The 16,108-nt window shown below is 59.7% G+C and carries 19 protein-coding genes; 7 read left to right on the top strand and 12 right to left on the bottom strand.

Annotation, left to right across the window (positions count from 1 at the left end; genetic code table 11):
* Positions 1-96: 96 nt before the first annotated feature.
* A complete protein-coding gene (gene rpoE, locus VIL80_RS07270; RefSeq protein WP_332035457.1) occupies positions 97-711 on the bottom strand; it encodes an RNA polymerase sigma factor RpoE in 615 nt (204 codons plus the stop codon).
* A 180-nt stretch (positions 712-891) separates the two neighbouring features.
* On the opposite strand from rpoE, the gene nadB reads away from it, so the two are divergent.
* Positions 892-2,502 (top strand): L-aspartate oxidase, encoded by a 1,611-nt coding sequence (gene nadB, locus VIL80_RS07265; protein ID WP_332035456.1) that lies wholly within the window; start codon positions 892-894, stop codon positions 2,500-2,502.
* 71 nt (positions 2,503-2,573) lie between these two features.
* On the opposite strand, the gene VIL80_RS07260 is transcribed toward nadB, so the two are convergent.
* Together VIL80_RS07260 and VIL80_RS07255 are read right to left on the bottom strand one after the other, a co-directional pair.
* Positions 2,574-3,074 (bottom strand): protein YgfX, encoded by a 501-nt coding sequence (locus VIL80_RS07260; protein ID WP_332035455.1) that lies wholly within the window; start codon positions 3,072-3,074, stop codon positions 2,574-2,576.
* Positions 3,049-3,294, bottom strand: coding sequence for an FAD assembly factor SdhE (locus VIL80_RS07255; protein WP_332035454.1), 246 nt, complete (start codon positions 3,292-3,294; stop codon positions 3,049-3,051). Before VIL80_RS07255 ends, VIL80_RS07260 begins: the two co-directional genes overlap by 26 nt.
* A 119-nt stretch (positions 3,295-3,413) precedes the next feature.
* On the opposite strand from VIL80_RS07255, the gene ygfZ reads away from it, so the two are divergent.
* Positions 3,414-4,478: a CAF17-like 4Fe-4S cluster assembly/insertion protein YgfZ gene (gene ygfZ / locus VIL80_RS07250; protein WP_332035453.1), complete on the top strand. Its 1,065-nt coding sequence runs from the start codon at positions 3,414-3,416 to the stop codon at positions 4,476-4,478.
* A gap of 31 nt (positions 4,479-4,509) precedes the next feature.
* Here ygfZ and ung read toward each other — a convergent pair whose 3' ends face one another.
* The 5 genes from ung to VIL80_RS07225 are packed head-to-tail and all read right to left on the bottom strand — an operon-like array spanning position 4,510 to position 7,927.
* Entirely contained in the window at positions 4,510-5,232 is a 723-nt protein-coding gene (ung, locus tag VIL80_RS07245) for a uracil-DNA glycosylase (protein WP_332035452.1), read from the bottom strand.
* A gap of 20 nt (positions 5,233-5,252) precedes the next feature.
* Positions 5,253-5,837 (bottom strand): uracil-DNA glycosylase family protein, encoded by a 585-nt coding sequence (locus VIL80_RS07240; protein WP_332035451.1) that lies wholly within the window; start codon positions 5,835-5,837, stop codon positions 5,253-5,255.
* A gap of 6 nt (positions 5,838-5,843) precedes the next feature.
* Positions 5,844-6,830 (bottom strand): YjiK family protein, encoded by a 987-nt coding sequence (locus tag VIL80_RS07235; RefSeq protein ID WP_332035450.1) that lies wholly within the window; start codon positions 6,828-6,830, stop codon positions 5,844-5,846.
* Between the two features lie 28 nt (positions 6,831-6,858).
* Entirely contained in the window at positions 6,859-7,341 is a 483-nt protein-coding gene (locus tag VIL80_RS07230; RefSeq protein ID WP_332035449.1) for a YajQ family cyclic di-GMP-binding protein, read from the bottom strand.
* Positions 7,342-7,390: 49 nt separating this feature from the next.
* A complete protein-coding gene (locus VIL80_RS07225) occupies positions 7,391-7,927 on the bottom strand; it encodes a YaeQ family protein (RefSeq protein ID WP_332035448.1) in 537 nt (178 codons plus the stop codon).
* Positions 7,928-8,023: 96 nt separating this feature from the next.
* On the opposite strand from VIL80_RS07225, the gene VIL80_RS07220 reads away from it, so the two are divergent.
* From VIL80_RS07220 to VIL80_RS07205, 4 genes are read left to right on the top strand one after another with little or no spacing between them, the layout of a single operon-like run.
* Positions 8,024-8,653, top strand: a complete 630-nt coding sequence (locus VIL80_RS07220; protein WP_332035447.1) for a LemA family protein — start codon at positions 8,024-8,026, stop codon at positions 8,651-8,653.
* A gap of 36 nt (positions 8,654-8,689) precedes the next feature.
* The gene (locus tag VIL80_RS07215) at positions 8,690-9,445 is read left to right on the top strand and encodes a TPM domain-containing protein (protein WP_332035446.1); all 756 of its coding nucleotides are present in this window, start codon (positions 8,690-8,692) and stop codon (positions 9,443-9,445) included.
* 28 nt (positions 9,446-9,473) lie between these two features.
* Positions 9,474-10,094, top strand: coding sequence for a TPM domain-containing protein (locus tag VIL80_RS07210; protein WP_332035445.1), 621 nt, complete (start codon positions 9,474-9,476; stop codon positions 10,092-10,094).
* A 38-nt stretch (positions 10,095-10,132) separates the two neighbouring features.
* Positions 10,133-11,005 carry a PDZ domain-containing protein gene (locus VIL80_RS07205; protein WP_332035444.1) on the top strand — a complete coding sequence of 291 codons (873 nt, stop codon included), beginning with the start codon at positions 10,133-10,135 and terminating at the stop codon, positions 11,003-11,005.
* A gap of 84 nt (positions 11,006-11,089) precedes the next feature.
* Here the strand turns inward: VIL80_RS07205 and lysS are convergent, their stop codons facing one another.
* The gene (gene lysS, locus VIL80_RS07200) at positions 11,090-12,583 is read right to left on the bottom strand and encodes a lysine--tRNA ligase (protein WP_332035443.1); all 1,494 of its coding nucleotides are present in this window, start codon (positions 12,581-12,583) and stop codon (positions 11,090-11,092) included.
* A gap of 252 nt (positions 12,584-12,835) precedes the next feature.
* Positions 12,836-13,931, bottom strand: a protein-coding gene (gene prfB, locus VIL80_RS07195; RefSeq protein WP_332035442.1) for a peptide chain release factor 2 whose coding sequence is annotated in 2 segments (ribosomal slippage) — positions 12,836-13,858 and positions 13,860-13,931 — 1,095 coding nt in all. Because the reading frame shifts where the segments join, the coding sequence is not laid out codon by codon here.
* A gap of 215 nt (positions 13,932-14,146) precedes the next feature.
* Between prfB and VIL80_RS07190 the strand changes: the two genes are divergently transcribed.
* The gene (locus tag VIL80_RS07190) at positions 14,147-15,319 is read left to right on the top strand and encodes a pectinesterase family protein (protein ID WP_332035441.1); all 1,173 of its coding nucleotides are present in this window, start codon (positions 14,147-14,149) and stop codon (positions 15,317-15,319) included.
* 5 nt (positions 15,320-15,324) lie between these two features.
* On the opposite strand, the gene VIL80_RS07185 is transcribed toward VIL80_RS07190, so the two are convergent.
* Together VIL80_RS07185 and VIL80_RS07180 are read right to left on the bottom strand one after the other, a co-directional pair.
* On the bottom strand, positions 15,325-15,714 hold the full coding sequence (locus VIL80_RS07185) for a MerR family transcriptional regulator (protein WP_332035440.1): 390 nt from the start codon (positions 15,712-15,714) through the stop codon (positions 15,325-15,327).
* 76 nt (positions 15,715-15,790) lie between these two features.
* Positions 15,791-16,108 (bottom strand): hypothetical protein (locus VIL80_RS07180; protein ID WP_332035439.1); only part of this gene is annotated, 318 nt, incomplete at its 5' end.

Genomic DNA, 16,108 nt, shown 5'->3' with positions numbered 1-16,108 from the left:
GCTGTCGTTTAGACCGAGAACCTCCGGTCCGAGCCCCGGATAAAACAAATCTGACTAATTGCCCGGCCAAATACTAATCAAGAAGCCGGTGCGGACTTACCCACGACCACCCACAGGTTCCGGCTCGCCCGCCATGGCCGCCTGAACCGCACGGTCGATGGACTCGCGCGCGCGAAAGATGCGCGAACGCACAGTACCCACCGGACAGCCCATCACCTCGGCAATCTCTTCGTAACTCAGCCCCTCCAGCTCGCGCAGGGTAACCGCAGAGCGCAAATCTTCCGGCAGCTCGCGGATGGCGCGGTGCACGGTGGCCTCAAGCTGGTCGCGGAACAGCTGATTTTCCGGGGTGTCGATATCCCGCAGCATCTCTGCGCCGGAGTAGAATTCGGCGTCTTCGAGATCCACATCGTAGGATGGCGGACGGCGGCTGCGGGAAACCAGATAGTTCTTCGCGGTATTGATGGCGATGCGGTACATCCAAGTGTAGAAGGCACTCTCGCCGCGGAAATTGGCCAGTGCCCGGTAGGCCTTGATAAAGGCCTCCTGTACCACGTCATTCACTTCGGCGTGGTCATTGATATAGCGGCTGACTACCGCTGCGATCTTGTGCTGGTATTTGAGCACGAGCAGATCGAAGGCGCGCTTGTCGCCTTTCTGAACCCGCTCCACCAGCTGTTGATCACTCGGCGAAGCCTGATGACCTGTCATCCCCTACTCCCAACCGCGGCCCCGGCGCACGACTGCCCGGAGCACAGGATTATTCTGTTGTGTCGAAGACAACCGGATTCGGTCATAAGTTCCTGACAAATCGGTAATTTTTGAAGATGGCGTATACTACGCGCCCTCCGACACGAATAAAACTCTACCAGTAAAGAGGCAAAGCTACCCTTGAACAACTACGACGTTCTCGTTATCGGCAGTGGCGCCGCAGGTCTCACCCTGGCCCTGCACCTTGCCGCCCGCCACCGCGTGGCGCTGCTGTCCAAGCAGCGCCTGCAGGATGGCTCCACCTGGTTTGCCCAGGGCGGCATTGCCGGCGTACTGGACGAGACCGACTCGGTGGAGGCGCACATAGCCGATACCTTAGATGCCGGGGCCGGACTCTGCCACCCCGACGCCGTGCGTTTCACTGTGGAGAACAGCCGCGATGCCATTCAGTGGCTGATCAATCAGGGGGTGGACTTCACCCGCGAACAGGACGGTGACTACCACCTCACCAAAGAGGGCGGACACAGTCATCGCCGCATCATTCACAGCGCCGATGCCACCGGCCGGGCGGTGCACAGCACCCTGATCGAGCGGGTTAGAAACACCCCGAATATCGACTGCTTTGAGCAGCATATCGCCCTCGACCTGATCCGCCAGCCAGATGCCGCCACTGGCCGTTTCCGCTGCGCCGGCTGTTACGTCTACAACAAGGACACCGAAGAGGTGGAGGTCTTCCAGGGGCGCGCGGTGGTATTGGCCACCGGCGGTGCCGCCAAGGCTTACCTCTATACCAGTAATCCGGACGGCGCCAGCGGCGACGGCATCGCCATGGCGTGGCGCGCCGGCTGCCGGGTGGCCAACATGGAATTCAACCAGTTCCACCCCACCTGCCTCTACCACCCCAAAGCCAAGTCCATGCTGATCACCGAGGCACTGCGCGGCGAAGGCGCACAGCTCAAACTGCCGAACGGCGAGCGCTTTATGCAGCGTTTCGACAAGCGCGGCGAGCTGGCGCCGCGGGACATTGTCGCCCGCGCCATCGACCACGAAATGAAGCGCCTGGGTGCGGACTGTGTCTACCTGGACATCTCCCACAAAGACCCGCAGTTTGTGCGCGAACACTTCCCCACCGTGTACAAGAACTGCTTGCAATACGGTATCGACATCACCAAGGAGCCCATCCCTGTGGTTCCCGCCGCCCACTACACCTGTGGCGGCGTGATGGTGGACCAGAACGGCTGCACCGACCTGGACCAGCTGTACGCCATTGGCGAAACCACGTTCACCGGCCTGCACGGTGCCAACCGCCTGGCCAGCAACTCCCTGCTGGAGTGCGTGGTTTACGCCCGCTCCGCCGCCAAGCATATCGACAGTACCCTGGAAAAGATCGCGCCGCCGCGCCCGGCACTGGCATGGGACGCATCAAGGGTGACGGATTCCGATGAAGATGTGGTGATCTCGCACAACTGGGACGAGCTGCGCCGCTTTATGTGGGACTATGTGGGCATCGTGCGCACCCGCAAGCGCCTGCTGCGGGCGGAACACCGGGTGGGGCTGCTGCAGCAGGAGATTCTGGAGTTCTACGCCAACTACAAGATCACCAGCGACCTGATTGAGCTGCGCAACCTGGCGGTGGTTTCGGAACTGATTATCCGCTCCGCACTGGACCGCCGTGAGAGCCGCGGCCTGCATTACTCCCTCGACTACCCGGGGCTGCGGGAGCTGGCGATGGATACCATTCTGGTGCCGGAAAACTACGCCAATCAGCAGCACTTTATCAGCGCGAGCTGAATCAGGCGAAATCCGCGAGCCAATCAGTGCAGCGTGAAATCACCGATCCTCTGTCGGATTTTAGCGCTGTCTTATCGAGAAAAACGCAATGCCACCAGCAACCGGCGCCAGTCGTCGGCGGCGGTGGCGTCGCTGCTGAGCACCAGCCGCAGCCTGCGCCCTTCCAGGTCGCGACCGTTGATCACAATCAGCCAGCGCCACAGCGTAAGTTCACCGCAAAAGCGAAACTCCCGCTTCGCGCCACCCTGCACCTGCCAGTACCAGCGTTTCTCCGCCGTCGACAGGCGCCCCACCGACTGCTCAAGGCGGCGCCACTCCAGCCACACAATGGCAAAGACAAGGAACGAAGCTACCCCCACCGCTATCCATGGCAGGCGGGAAAAAGCGAACAGCAAAAGGGATTGGGCAGCCAGCAGCCACAGCAGGCACTGTAGCCGGCGAGAGGGGGAGAACTCACAGGCGAGCCGGGCACTGCGCTCGGTACTAGTGCCCGTGTGGCCGGCGAAGGCCCTGCCCGGCCGGGCGTGAGCTTCGCGAGCGGGAGTGTCAGTCCTGCAGGCCGGTGTTTTCACGGATGACCTGCACAATTTTCAGCAGCTCCGGATCTTCCGGGTCTTCGCGGCGCAGGAACCACGCGAACAGATCCTGATCCTGCTCATCCAGCAGGCGGATATAGCGCTGCTTGTCTTCCTCGGAAAGTGTTTCGTAGACATTGTCCAGAAACGGCAGCAGCACCAGGTCCAGCTCCAACATGCCGCGACGGCTGGCCCAAAACAGGCGGTTGCGATCCATACTTCTTTTCTCAATAGCCGGGTTGCAAAGTGCGCGCAGTATAGCGGTAGTTGAAATCCCGCCGCAAAACCCCAGATACTGCACCACTTCAATTAGCGGTCGAAGAAGGCGAATTCAGCATGGATCAACAGCAGTGGCAGGAATTTCTCTGTAGCCAGGGCGCCCGATGGAATGAAGGCTCAGCGGACTTTCCCGCGGGGAAGAACAGCGACCCAGGCGCTGAACTGCAGCTGATCGACCTGAGCCCCATGGGCGCCATTTCCATTAGCGGACCCGACAGCCAGAAATTCCTGCAGGGCCAGCTCACCTGCGATCTGGTGAAGCTGCCGGATGAACACCTCACCCTTGGCAGCCACTGCAACCCGAAGGGCCGCATGATCAGCGCATTTTTTGCGCTCAAAATCGCGCAGACGGAATTCATCCTGCTGCTGCCGCGGGATCTGGTGGCCACCGCACTCGCCGCATTGAAGAAGTATGCGGTGTTTTTCAAAACCCAGTTGGAAGATGCCAGCGACAGCCAACATTGGTTCGGCCTCTGCGGGCGCGATGCCGGCGCTGCCGCCAGCCATCTCCTGAGCCTGTCCCACGGCAGCAGTTCCGATCTGGTGGCAGGCCAGCTCCGCAGTTTCGACCATAACGGTCACCGCGCGCTGGCCGCATGCCTGAGCGAGCGCAATGTGGTGATTCAGTTGCCACTGGAGCAGGCCGCGGACCTGTGGCAGAAGCTCGCCGGCAGTGGCACTGTTGCCAGTGGCTACTGCCAGTGGCAACGGCAGCTTATCGAAGCGGGATTGCCGCAGGTTCACCAGAGCAGCAGCGAAATGTTTATCCCGCAGATGGTGAACCTGCACCTGTTGGGCGGTGTGAGCTTCAAGAAAGGCTGCTACACGGGCCAGGAAGTCGTCGCGCGTATGCAGTACCTGGGTGCCGCCAAGCGCCGCATGTACCGCGCGCGCATCGACGGCGGCGAGCTGCCGCAAGCCGGCGCAGAAATATTTACCCCGAATGGTGGTTCTAGCGTCGGCAATACCGTGCAGGCTTGCCCCGTGGGCGATGAAATCGAGTTGCTGGCAGTACTCACCAAGAGCAAGGTGGCCGATGGCGAGAGCCTGCAGCTAGCCGACGGTCGCGTGCTGGAATTGCTGGAACTCCCCTACGACGCCGACGCCGACCCGCTCGCCTGATTGGCATTTCTGCGCTGCAGATTTCAACCGCTCAGATTTCTACCGCGACCCTGCGCAAGGCATCCGCGGCGGGCAGCGCCCAGTTGATGGGCGTCTCGCCGCGCTGCTGCAGATAGGCATTCGCCTGTGAAAACGGCCGGGTGCCGAAAAATCCCCGGTGTGCCGAAAGCGGCGACGGGTGTGGACCGGCCAGCACCAGGTGCTTGCGGCGGTCGATAAAATTTCCTTTCTTCTGCGCGTAGCTGCCCCACAGCACAAACACCAGCCCTTCCCGCTGCTCTGCCAGCGCATGCACTGCAGCGTCGGTGAATTGCTCCCAGCCGCGCCCCTGATGGGCCCCGGCCTTGCTTTCCTCAACCGTGAGCGTCGCATTCAGCAGTAATACTCCCTGCTCCGCCCAGGGCTGCAGGCAGCCGTGATTGGGTGGTGTAATGCCGAGGTCGGATTGCAGCTCCTTGTAAATATTCTGCAGTGATGGGGGAATCCGCACACCCGGCATCACAGAAAAACACAAACCGTGGGCCTGCCCTGCACCGTGATAGGGATCCTGCCCAAGGATAACCACCTTGACCTGGTCAAACGGGGTGGAATTGAACGCGTTGAAAATCTGGCCACCGGGGGGAAAGATTTTTTTCCCGGCCTGCTTTTCCTGCTGCAGAAACTGCCGCAACTCGCCCATGTAGTGTTTGCTGAATTCGGGTTCGAGTACCGAGAGCCAACTGGGATGGATTTTTACCTTGTCGGAAACCTGCATCGTCTCTTTCTTGTCGGAATCTATAGAATTTTTCTCACCTGCGCCCTGAGCGCCGGCACCACTTCCTCGTCAAACCAGGGACGACGTTTCAGCCACAACGTGTTTCTGGGGCTGGGGTGCGGCAACGGGAAAAACCCATGGGGAAGCGCATCGATGTAGTGGTGAACATTTTTGCTAATGCTGCCATACCAGTGGGGCAGATAGTAGCGCTGGGCGTACTGGCCAATCAGCAGCGTGAGCTGGATATTCGGCAGTTCCGTCAGCAGGCGCGCATGCCAGGTCGGTGCGCATTCCGGCCTGGGCGGCAGGTCGCCCCCCTTGCCGCGTCCCGGGTAACAGAAGCCCATCGGCACAATGGCAATTCGGGACGTATCGTAGAAGGTGTCGCGATCAACCTGCAGCCATTCGCGCAGGCGATCGCCGGAGGGGTCATTCCAGGGGATTCCGGTTGCATGCACCTTGGTACCGGGCGCCTGACCGACGATCAACAATCGCGCGGTGCGCGCCGCGCTCAGAACCGGATGCGGCCCCAGCGGCAGATGGGGCTCGCACAAGCGGCAGGCTCGCACTTCTTTTAGCAGTAAATCCAGCTTGGTCGCAGCCAAAACCGCTTACCGCTTTTCCCGGGGCACTTCGGGAAATGCCAGGTGCAACAGCAGCCCGCGCGAATCACCGGGGACCGCGGCGCGCCCGACACCGTTGTTGTCCAGCACCACAAATATTCCCTGCTCACTCACCGCGAGCCCCTCGCCCTTGCCAAATCGGGTCTCCCGGTAGACATAACTGGGCCCCTCTTCGATATCCCGGTAGTGAATACACCACTCGGCCTGCAGGTTGTCGAAATTGCGGCGACAAACCGCAAAGGCATTGCGCTCCAGGGTAAACAGCGCACCGCCGTATACCGCGAGCCCCGCCAGATCTTCCGAGCGACCGTGAAAATCGAGACCGCTGACTGCCGGCAACATTCGAAAATCCCGCCCGACCTGATCGCCGGCGCTCAGTTTAAGCAGCCCCCTTGGGTCCCGCTCCAGCGCCACCCAGAAATCGTCACCGACCCGAACCACACCCTCGCTTTCCCCATTGAAACGCCGCAGAAAGCCGCGCGCTTTGGCCGCTTCCGACCAGCGTACCGGTAACCACTCGGCCCGTTGGTGCTGCGCGTTGAGTCTGGCAATGCGATTGTGTCGCTCGCTCAGCAAATAAATTCCGCTTTCATCACAGGTAATGCCCTCAAAATCCATGCTGAGTGGCACGCTGGCGTAGTGCAGCGCACGGGCCTTCAACAGCACCGGCTGATCGTCCGGCAACGGCGGGCGGGCAAAATCCGCCTTGGCGGCAAGCGCGACGGAATCGCGGCCGGGCTCGGGAGACAAGCGGTATATATGCTCCGAAACCTTGTCGGCCACCGCCAGTAACTCTCCAGCGCAAAAACTCAGGCCGGAAATATCCAGCCCCTCGCTGCCGTCAATCCACCAGGCATCAATCAGTTTTGCGGGCAGCACCGGCGCCGGCGCGCCCGCGACCGGTGCGGCCAACCCAGAAAGGCTCAACAGCACCGCCGCGGCAATGCGCAATATCGGCTTGGGTAAATGCTTCAAAGGTCTGTCCCGTAATAAAGGGATCACCTCAATCGCGGAAGTTCTCGAACTGCAGCGGCTGCTCCAGCTCCTTGCTCCGCAACATGGCGATCACCTGCTGCAGGTCGTCGCGTTTCTTACCGGTAACGCGCACGGCATCGCCCTGAATCGCCGCCTGCACCTTGAGTTTTTCATCCTTGATGATCTTAACGATCTTTTTTGACAGCTCTTTGTCGAGGCCATTTTTCAGTTTGATCTCCTGCTTTACCTGCTTGCCGGACTGTACCGCTTCGCCCACATCCATCACCAGCGGGTCGATGCTGCACTTGATCAGGGCCTGGCGCACCAGATCTTCCATCTGGCTGATCTGCATATCGGAATCGGCGCGCAGCGTCAGCACAAACTCGCTGCGCTCCACTTCCGCATCCACACCCTTGAAGTCGTAGCGGGTAGTGATGGTGCGATTGACCTGATCCACCGCGTTGGTCAGCTGGTGCTTATCCACTTCGGAAACAATATCAAACGACGGCATAGTAAGACTCCTTTAATCTCGCCCGCGCCTACGGCGGGCCGTGAAAATTTTATTTCCAGCGCTCTGGCAGGACTTCAATGTTGTTATCGCTACTTGCGAACCACAGGTGCCCATCCTGGATGGTGACGGACAGATCCATGGTGCGCTCCGCCATCGCTGCCAGTTGCACGCAACTGTCGGCGGGCAGATAAAAAATTTCCAGGTTGTCGAATCGCGCACTGGCGGATTCCATTTTCTGCCACCACACGGAAGCGGAGCGCTGACCGTAGGCATATACCAGCACCTTGCGCGCGCGTCCGCAGGCCTTGCGGATACGGTCTTCTGCGGGCAAGCCCACTTCGATCCAGGTTTCAATCTCGCCGCTAAGGCTGTGCTGCCAAAGATCGGCCTCCTCGTCACTGGAGAGGCCGCGGGTAAACTCCAGCTGCTCACTGGCATTGTGGGCAAACGCCAACAACCGGATCATCATGCGCTCATCGGTCTCCGACGGATGGCGCGCCAGCGTCAGCAGATGCTCCGCGTAATAATCCCGGTCCATATCCGCGATCTGTACGCGGGCTTTGAATATCGTCGCTTTTAATGCCATTACTGCTCTCTGAAACGGTAGCCTACCGGAACTTGCCGGATATAGGCCTTTGGGAGTCTATTATTGTCTTGTTCGGAACCAACATGGATGAACGGAATGAACACAGCACTCACAGGCGAACTGAATTTCCCGCAACGCCGTTTCTGGCAAACCCTGTTGCTTTCACTGCTGGCGTTTGGCCTGACTGGCTGCGGCATCAACAACATCCCCTCCTACGACGAGAATGTGAAGGCCACCTGGGCCCAGGTACAGAACCAGTACCAGCGCCGCGCGGATCTGATCCCCAATCTGGTAAAAACCGTCAAGGCCTACGCCGCCCACGAGCAGGAAACCCTGCAGGCTGTTACCGAGGCGCGCGCCAAGGTCAATTCCATGCAAGTGGACTCCGGCATCATCAACGATCCCGAAAAGCTGAAGCAGTTCGAAGCGGCCCAGGCCCAGCTCAGCAGCGCCCTCTCCCGCCTGATGGTGGTGGTAGAGCGCTACCCGGATCTGAAGGCCAACCAGAATTTCCTCGCCCTGCAATCCCAGCTCGAGGGCACCGAAAACCGCATCAGCGTGGCCCGGCGGGATTATATCGCTGCGGTCGAACGCTACAACCGCGAGATTCGCACCTTCCCCGGTCGTATCTGGCACACCATCATGTACAGCGACATGCCCATTCGCGACACCTTTGAGGCCACCTCGGAAAATGCCGACAAGGCACCTGAAGTCGACTTCCAGTAGCGGCAACTCTCACTACATGTGTCAGCGGAGCCCTGAATGACGATCCGGAGGGTCGCGCTACTGCTTCTCCTGTGCCCAGCCCTGTTGTGGGCCGGGCTCGCCGCCGCTGAGGTGAAATTCCCGACCCTCAGTGGCCGGGTGGTGGATAACGCCAACCTGTTGAACCAGGCCACCCGCTATCAGCTCACGGAAATTTTGCAACGCCACGAGAAGGAAAGCAGCAACCAGATCGTGGTGGTCACTCTGCCGGACCTGCAGGGGCTTACCATCGAGGAATACGGCTACCAGCTGGGCAGACATTGGAAAATCGGCCAGAAAGGCAAGGACAACGGCATATTGCTGATTGTCGCCCCCAATGAACGCGAAGTGCGTATCGAGGTGGGTTACGGCCTCGAAGGCGCCATGACCGATGCGCTCTCCTCCAACATCATCCACACCAAAATCCTGCCGTACTTTCGCGCGGGCAACTTCGATGCCGGCGTCATGTCCGGCGTGGAGTCCATCATTGCCGTGATCAAAAACGAGTATGTGCCCGAGCCGACGGAGTCCAAGGGTGACCGCCAGCTGGCGCTGCTGGTAGGTATTTTCCTGCTGTTTATCATGCTGCAGATCTTCGGCTCCTCGGTGTTCGGCTCGCCTGCCAACAACGGCAACTATCGCCGCGGTCGCTACGGCGGCTACTACGGCGGCGGAGGCTTCGGTGGTGGCGGATTCGGCGGCGGCGGCTTTGGCGGTGGCTTCGGTGGTGGGGGCGGCGGCTTCGGGGGTGGTGGCGCCTCTGGTGGCTGGTAAAGGGGCGACAGGTAGTCAGGCGGCAATTATGGAAAACAACATGCTGAACGCGAGCGAAAGACGCAAGGTCGCCGAAACCATCAAGGCGGTGGAATCCCGTACCGACGCCGAACTGGTGACCGTACTGGCACACCGCTCTGACAACTACCTTTACATCTCCACCCTGTGGGCAGCGTTTCTCGCCCTGCTGTTGGCCCCGCTGATGCAATTCCTGCCCTGGTGGATTGAATACCAGCAGGCATTCACCCTGCAGTGGATCCTGTTTATCGTCCTCGCGGTACTGTTCCGCTGGCGTCCACTGACCATGTTGCTGATCCCCAAGTCGGTAAAATACTGGCGTGCATCCAATCTCGCCCGCCGCCAGTTTCTGGAGCAGGAACTGCACCACACCAAGGACCGTCTGGGTCTGCTGATCTTTGTCTCCCAGGCGGAGCACTATGTGGAAATACTTGCCGACCGCGGTCTCGCGGAACACATTACCAACGAGCGCTGGCAGGAAATCGTGGAGAATTTTATCCGCGAGGTGAAGAAAGGGAGAACCGGCGCGGCCTTTGTGCACTGCGTGGAAAAATGTGGCGAATTGCTGGAAGAAGCGGCACCTGCCAGCGTGGTCAAGAACGAACTACCCAATCACCTGATACTTCTATAATTGGCGGATGCCGCCTATTGAAGTGAACTGGTGACTCCATGAAACTGCACAGACGCGCCATTCCACTGGCGGTTTCCCTGCTTCTGGTAAGCGCCGCTGTCGCCTACTGGACCAGCGCAGAGAATTCTATCCCATCTGGCAATCGCCATTCCCTGGTTTCCGGTAACGCCACTTCTGCAGCCCCCACTGGTGATCTCGCCACAAGGGTGCAACAGCTGGAAGACACCCTGGAACAGACCCTTAAAATCCAGGGCCAGTTGCTGGAACTGGTAAACGATCTCAGCGAGCGCCTCGACCCGGCATCCACGTTCGGCGATGTCCGCCAGGCCTCGCTGGAATCCCCGGTAGAGCAGGAGCAAACCACCCGCCGCCGACGTTCGCGCGACCACGAAAATGGCAACCGTTTTGAACGCATACGGGAAAACCAGATCAGGCGCTTCACCGATTCGGGCCTCAGCTACGAGCGGGCAGCGTATATCGTCGACAGGCAGGAGCGGATTCCGTATGAGCAGATGCAGTTCAGCTACGAATACCAGCATCTGCAAGACAAACGTTCCAAGCGCGCCAAGGAATTGCAGGAGAAGCTGCAGACCTACAGCAATCCACACCGGGTATTCGAGCAGGAACTGAACCGCGATGAATACGAACAGTACCTCGACGCCACCGGCGGTCGCACCGAATTCCAGATAGGCGGCCTGCTGGAATCCGCGCCGGCATATGAAGCCGGCCTGCGCAGCGGAGACAAGATCATCCGCTACAACAACCAGCGGGTATTCCATATGGGCGACCTACGCACCCAGGTCTACCAGGTGCCACCGGGCACCTCGGTGCCGGTTGAAATACAACGCCAGGGCAGCTCATCCACGGAAACCATTTATTTGCCGGCGGGTCCCTTGGGAATTCGTCACTGACACCCGGCAGCAACGCCAACTACTAGCAAGCCAAAAAAAAGGGCGATAGCCGCAAAGCCATCGCCCTTTCTTATCCGCTGAGAATTACTCGACGGATGCTTCCGGACGCATATGCGGGAACAGCAGTACGTCGCGGATAGACGGCGAGTTGGTAAACAGCATTACCAGACGGTCGATACCGATACCTTCACCAGCGGTGGGCGGCAGGCCGTATTCCAGCGCGCGCACGTAGTCGGCGTCGTAGTGCATGGCCTCATCGTCACCGGCGTCTTTCTCGGCAACCTGCGCCATGAAGCGCTCGGCCTGGTCTTCGGCATCGTTTAGCTCGGAGAAGCCGTTGGCAATCTCGCGGCCACCGATGAAAAACTCGAAGCGGTCGGTTACGAACGGGTTGTCGTCGTTGCGGCGCGCCAGCGGTGACACTTCGGTCGGGTACTCGGTGATGAAGGTCGGCTGATCGAGCAGGTGCTCGACGGTGGCCTCGAAGATTTCGATCTGTACCTTGCCGAGGCCCCAGGTTTCCTTGACCTGAATATTCAGTTTTTCCGCAACCTTGCGCGCACCTTCCATGTTGTCGATGTCGGACGCGCTCAGTTCCGGGTTGTACTTCAGGATGGAGTCGAACACGCTGATGCGCGCAAATGGCTGGGCGAAGTCGTAGCTCTTGCCCTGGTACTCGACGGTGGTGCTGCCGAGTACGTCGGTGCAGATTCCGCGCAGCATGGCTTCGGTGTGATCCATCATGTCGCGGTAGTCCGCATACGCCTGGTAGAACTCGAGCATGGTGAACTCGGGGTTGTGGCGGGTGGACAGACCTTCGTTGCGGAAGTTGCGGTTGATTTCGTACACGCGCTCAAAGCCACCTACCACAAGACGCTTGAGGTAGAGTTCCGGCGCGATACGCAGGTACATATCGATGTCGAGTGCATTGTGGTGGGTAACGAACGGGCGCGCGGCGGCACCGCCGGGGATGACCTGCAGCATGGGGGTTTCCACTTCCATGAAGTGGTTGTTGTTCAGGTACTGGCGGATGTAATTAATGATCTGGACGCGCAGCTGGAATACCTTGCGGGATTCCGGGGTGGCGATCAGGTCGACATAGCGCTGGCGATAGCGCATTTCCTGGTCGGCGATGCCGTGGAATTTTTCCGGCAGCGGGCGCAGGGCTTTGGTAAGCAGGCTGTACTCTTCGCAGTTGACGTAGAGGTCGCCTTTACCGGATTTGTGCAGTGCGCCTTTGACGCCGACGATGTCGCCGATGTCCCAAGTACCCCAGCGCTCTTTGATGTCGGCCTGGGCTTCTTTGTCGGCGTACAGTTGGATGCGGTCGGAAGCGTCCTGGATCACGAGGAACGGGCCGCGCTTGGCGACTACACGGCCGGCTACGCAGGCGCTGTTGCCTTCGGCTTCCAGTTCTTCCTTGCTCTTTTCACCAAACTCTTTTTGCAGGTCGGCGGCGAGATGTTCGCGGCGAAAGCTGTTCGGGAACGCATTGCCCTTCTCGCGCATAGCGCTGAGTTTGGCGCGGCGCTCGGCGATCAGTTTGTTTTCGTCTTGCTGAGTTGGTGTATTGCTCATGATCTATCACGTGTCATTAAGGGTGTGTTTCGGACTTCGTAGCCTTTCTGTAAAGCTCTGATCTGAATTCCGTGGCGGAGGAGCACTGAGTATTCGGTTTCGAAACCGCTGTGAATACGTCCCTGTACGCTGCGTCGGCAACATCCCTGTTGCCGACGCTTTCGAAACCGAATCCTCAGCACTCCACCTTCAATTTGAAGTCATTCACTTCGTAAGCGCGGGCAAAACCAGTTTCGGTATGGCCAACCCGATTTACAGGCCGGCCTTCAGGCTCGCCTCAATAAACTGATCCAGGTCTCCATCCAGCACTGACTGGCAGTTGCTGGTCTGTACGCCGGTGCGCAGGTCTTTGATGCGCTGGTCGTCCAGTACGTAGGAGCGGATCTGGCTGCCCCAGCCGATGTCGGATTTGCTTTCTTCCAGCGCCTGCTTTTCCGCATTGCGCTTCTGCATTTCCTGCTCGTAGAGTCGCGCCCGGAGCATTTTCCAGGCCTTGTCGCGGTTCTGGTGCTGGGAGCGCTCGCTCTGGCACGCCACCACGATGCCGGTGGCAATGTGGGTCAAGCGCACCGCGGAGTCTGTCTTGTTCACGTGCTGACCACCGGCGCCGGAGGCGCGGTAGGTGTCTTCACGCACCTGGGACTTGTCCACTTCGATCTCGATGTTGTCATCGATCTCAGGGGAGACGAAGACGGAGGAGAAGGATGTGTGGCGGCGGTTGCCGGAGTCGAACGGGGATTTCCGAACCAGGCGGTGCACGCCGGTTTCGGTGCGCAGCCAACCGTAGGCGTATTCGCCCTGGAAATGGATGGTGGCACTTTTGATCCCGGCGACGTCTCCCGCGGAAGCTTCTTCCAGGGTGGTTTTGAAGCCGTGGGCTTCGCCCCAGCGCAGGTACATGCGCAGCAGGATTTCGGCCCAGTCCTGGGCTTCGGTACCGCCGGAGCCGGCCTGGATGTCCAGATAGGCGTTATTGGGGTCGGTTTCGCCGGAGAACATGCGGCGGAATTCGAGGGTCTCGAGCTGTTGCTCGAGGTTTCCGAGTTCGCTGGCCACTTCGGCTACGGAGTCTTCATCGCCCTCTTCCACTGCCATATCCAGCAGTTCGCGGCAGTCACTCAGTCCGCTGTCGAGGTCTTCGATGGTTTTTACTACGGCTTCCAGGGAAGAACGCTCGCGGCCCAGTTCCTGGGCGCGGTCGGGGTCATCCCAGACGCTGGGTTCGGCCAGTTCGAGTTCGACTTCGGTCAGGCGTTCTTTCTTGCCAGCGTAGTCAAAGATACCCCCTGAGAACGTCGGTGCGCTCTGCGAGGTCTTTCATCTGGTTGAGAAGCGGGTTGATTTCCATAGAGCTGTCGGCTTTGGTCGGTTAAAGCGGGCGCGCATTCTACCTCAGGAAGCCCAGCAAAATAAGGGCCTCGGGGATCCCCGCGGGCGGATTTGGGCACCTTTTCAGGAGTGAAGACACGCGTGCAGCGGGTTGAGCCCCTTGTGGAGCGGGCGCTAGAATGGCCTGACCAATAAAAATCACGATCTGACCAATATCTAGACGGAGCTGTACACATGGCGATATTCACGGCGATGCGCGCAAAGGGAGCGGGGCTGCGCACTGCGCGCTCAATAAAGACTGGCCTGTGGCTGCTGACCCTGCTTGCGGTCACTTCCTGCGCCCAGACCGGCGATCAGCGCAAATATGACGCCTTAGTCGGCACCGCTTCCGCCGGGTTCGGCAATGCCCCGGCCTTTCCCACCATTGCCGAAGCACTGGCGGCTGCGCCGGAGAACAGTGCAACGCCCTTCGTGATCTACCTGCCGGAAGGTACCTACCGTGAGAAGCTGCTGGTCAGTAAACCCAATATCCACCTGATCGGCGCCGGGCGTGACAAGTCCATCATCAGCTATGGGGATTATGCAGGGATGCCCGCGGTGGGCGCGGAGCCAGGCTCCGGGGCCAAAATGGGCACCTTCGATACCGCGACCCTGACGGTTGAGGCGAATGACTTCCGCGCGGAGAACCTCACCATCGAAAACAGTTTTGATTTCCTCGCCACCGATGCCCTGCCCAGCGACCACACCGACAAAATCAACGGCACCCAGGCGGTGGCACTGGAAACAGGGCTTAGCAGCGACCGCGCCGCATTTCGCAATGTTCGTCTTCTGGGTTACCAGGACACCCTGTTCGTACAGGCCGGCCGAAGCTATTTTGTGGACAGCGTGATCGAGGGCAACGTGGACTTTATTTTCGGCGCCGGTCAGGCGCTGTTTGAAAACTCCGATATCGTCACCCGCCCCCGCGGCGCCGAGCGCGAGACGGTGGGCTATGTCACCGCACCCAGCACGGATATCGACAACGAGTTCGGGCTGGTATTTCTCAACTGCCGCCTGCTGAAGGCGGAGGGCGTACCGGCCAATTCAACGCCGCTGGGCCGCCCCTGGCACCCCACCACCAACTTCCCCGACGGCCGCTATGCGGACCCGAATGCGATTGGCGCTACGGTGTATATCAACGCATTTATGGACGACCACATCACCAGCGACGGCTGGGATTCCATGCGCGGCACCAGTCGCGACGGTACCAAGTCCACGGTGTTCGCACCGGAAGGCGCGCGTTTTTTTGAATTCGAAAGCCACGGCCCAGGTGCCGCGGTCAACGACAAACGCCGCCAGCTGACCGAAGCACAGGCAGCGGCCTACACCCGCGAGCGGATTCTCGCCGGTTGGGAGCCGCGCTTCTGAGTACCCTAACCTCTACTGGCCAACTGCGAGAGAATGGCGCACTGCGGTGAGTCATCGCCCGCGCAGCTGTCTGCCAGCTCCCGCAGTGTCACTTTCATGGCTTTCAGCGCCTTGAGCTGCAGCTCTACCTGCTGCAGCTTTTCTTCCACCAATTGTTTCGCGTCGTGACTTTGCCGCGCCGGGTCCCGGTGCAGCGCCAGCAGCTGACGCACTTCGTCCACCGAAAATCCGCAGGCCCGCGCCCGCTGAATAAACTGCAGGGTTTCCACGTCAGCACGGGAATACTCCCGGTAGCCATTGGGGCCGCGCGCGGGCTGCAGCAGGTCAATGGATTCGTAGTAGCGCAATGCCTTGGTGGAAAGCCCCGATTGCTGCGCCGCCTGTGAAATATTCATAACTCGCCTCCCTTTTCTCCCGTGTCGGACATGGTGGTAGAGCCTCCGGGTTACCGCAAGGGGAAGGTCAACCCCGCTAAACCGTTTGGTGCGTCGCCATTTTTCCCTTCGCAAAATTTTTTTTGATCTGCTGCATCCAGAAAGCCTCCCCACCCAGTCCATCCACCATACAGCCCGGACGTTCGCCGCCAAATCCGCTCGTCCCGGCTTCCGACCGATAGCTAACAAATGGACTTCGTGATCCCATGGAAACTCCAAACCGGCAGTCCCCATTGGCGAACTCGCAAACAGGCAAAATAAGACACATGAACAATAAATTCCTGAAAGCCGCAGCACCTGTACTGGTACTGGCAATGGGCTTTGGTACTGTGCAATGGATGTCCGCTGCAAAACC

Source organism: Microbulbifer sp. (genome assembly GCF_036563125.1).
Classification (GTDB): Bacteria; Pseudomonadota; Gammaproteobacteria; order Pseudomonadales; family Cellvibrionaceae; genus Microbulbifer.
Note: the sequence above shows the minus strand (reverse complement) of the source record. Positions and strands in the feature narration are given on the sequence as shown.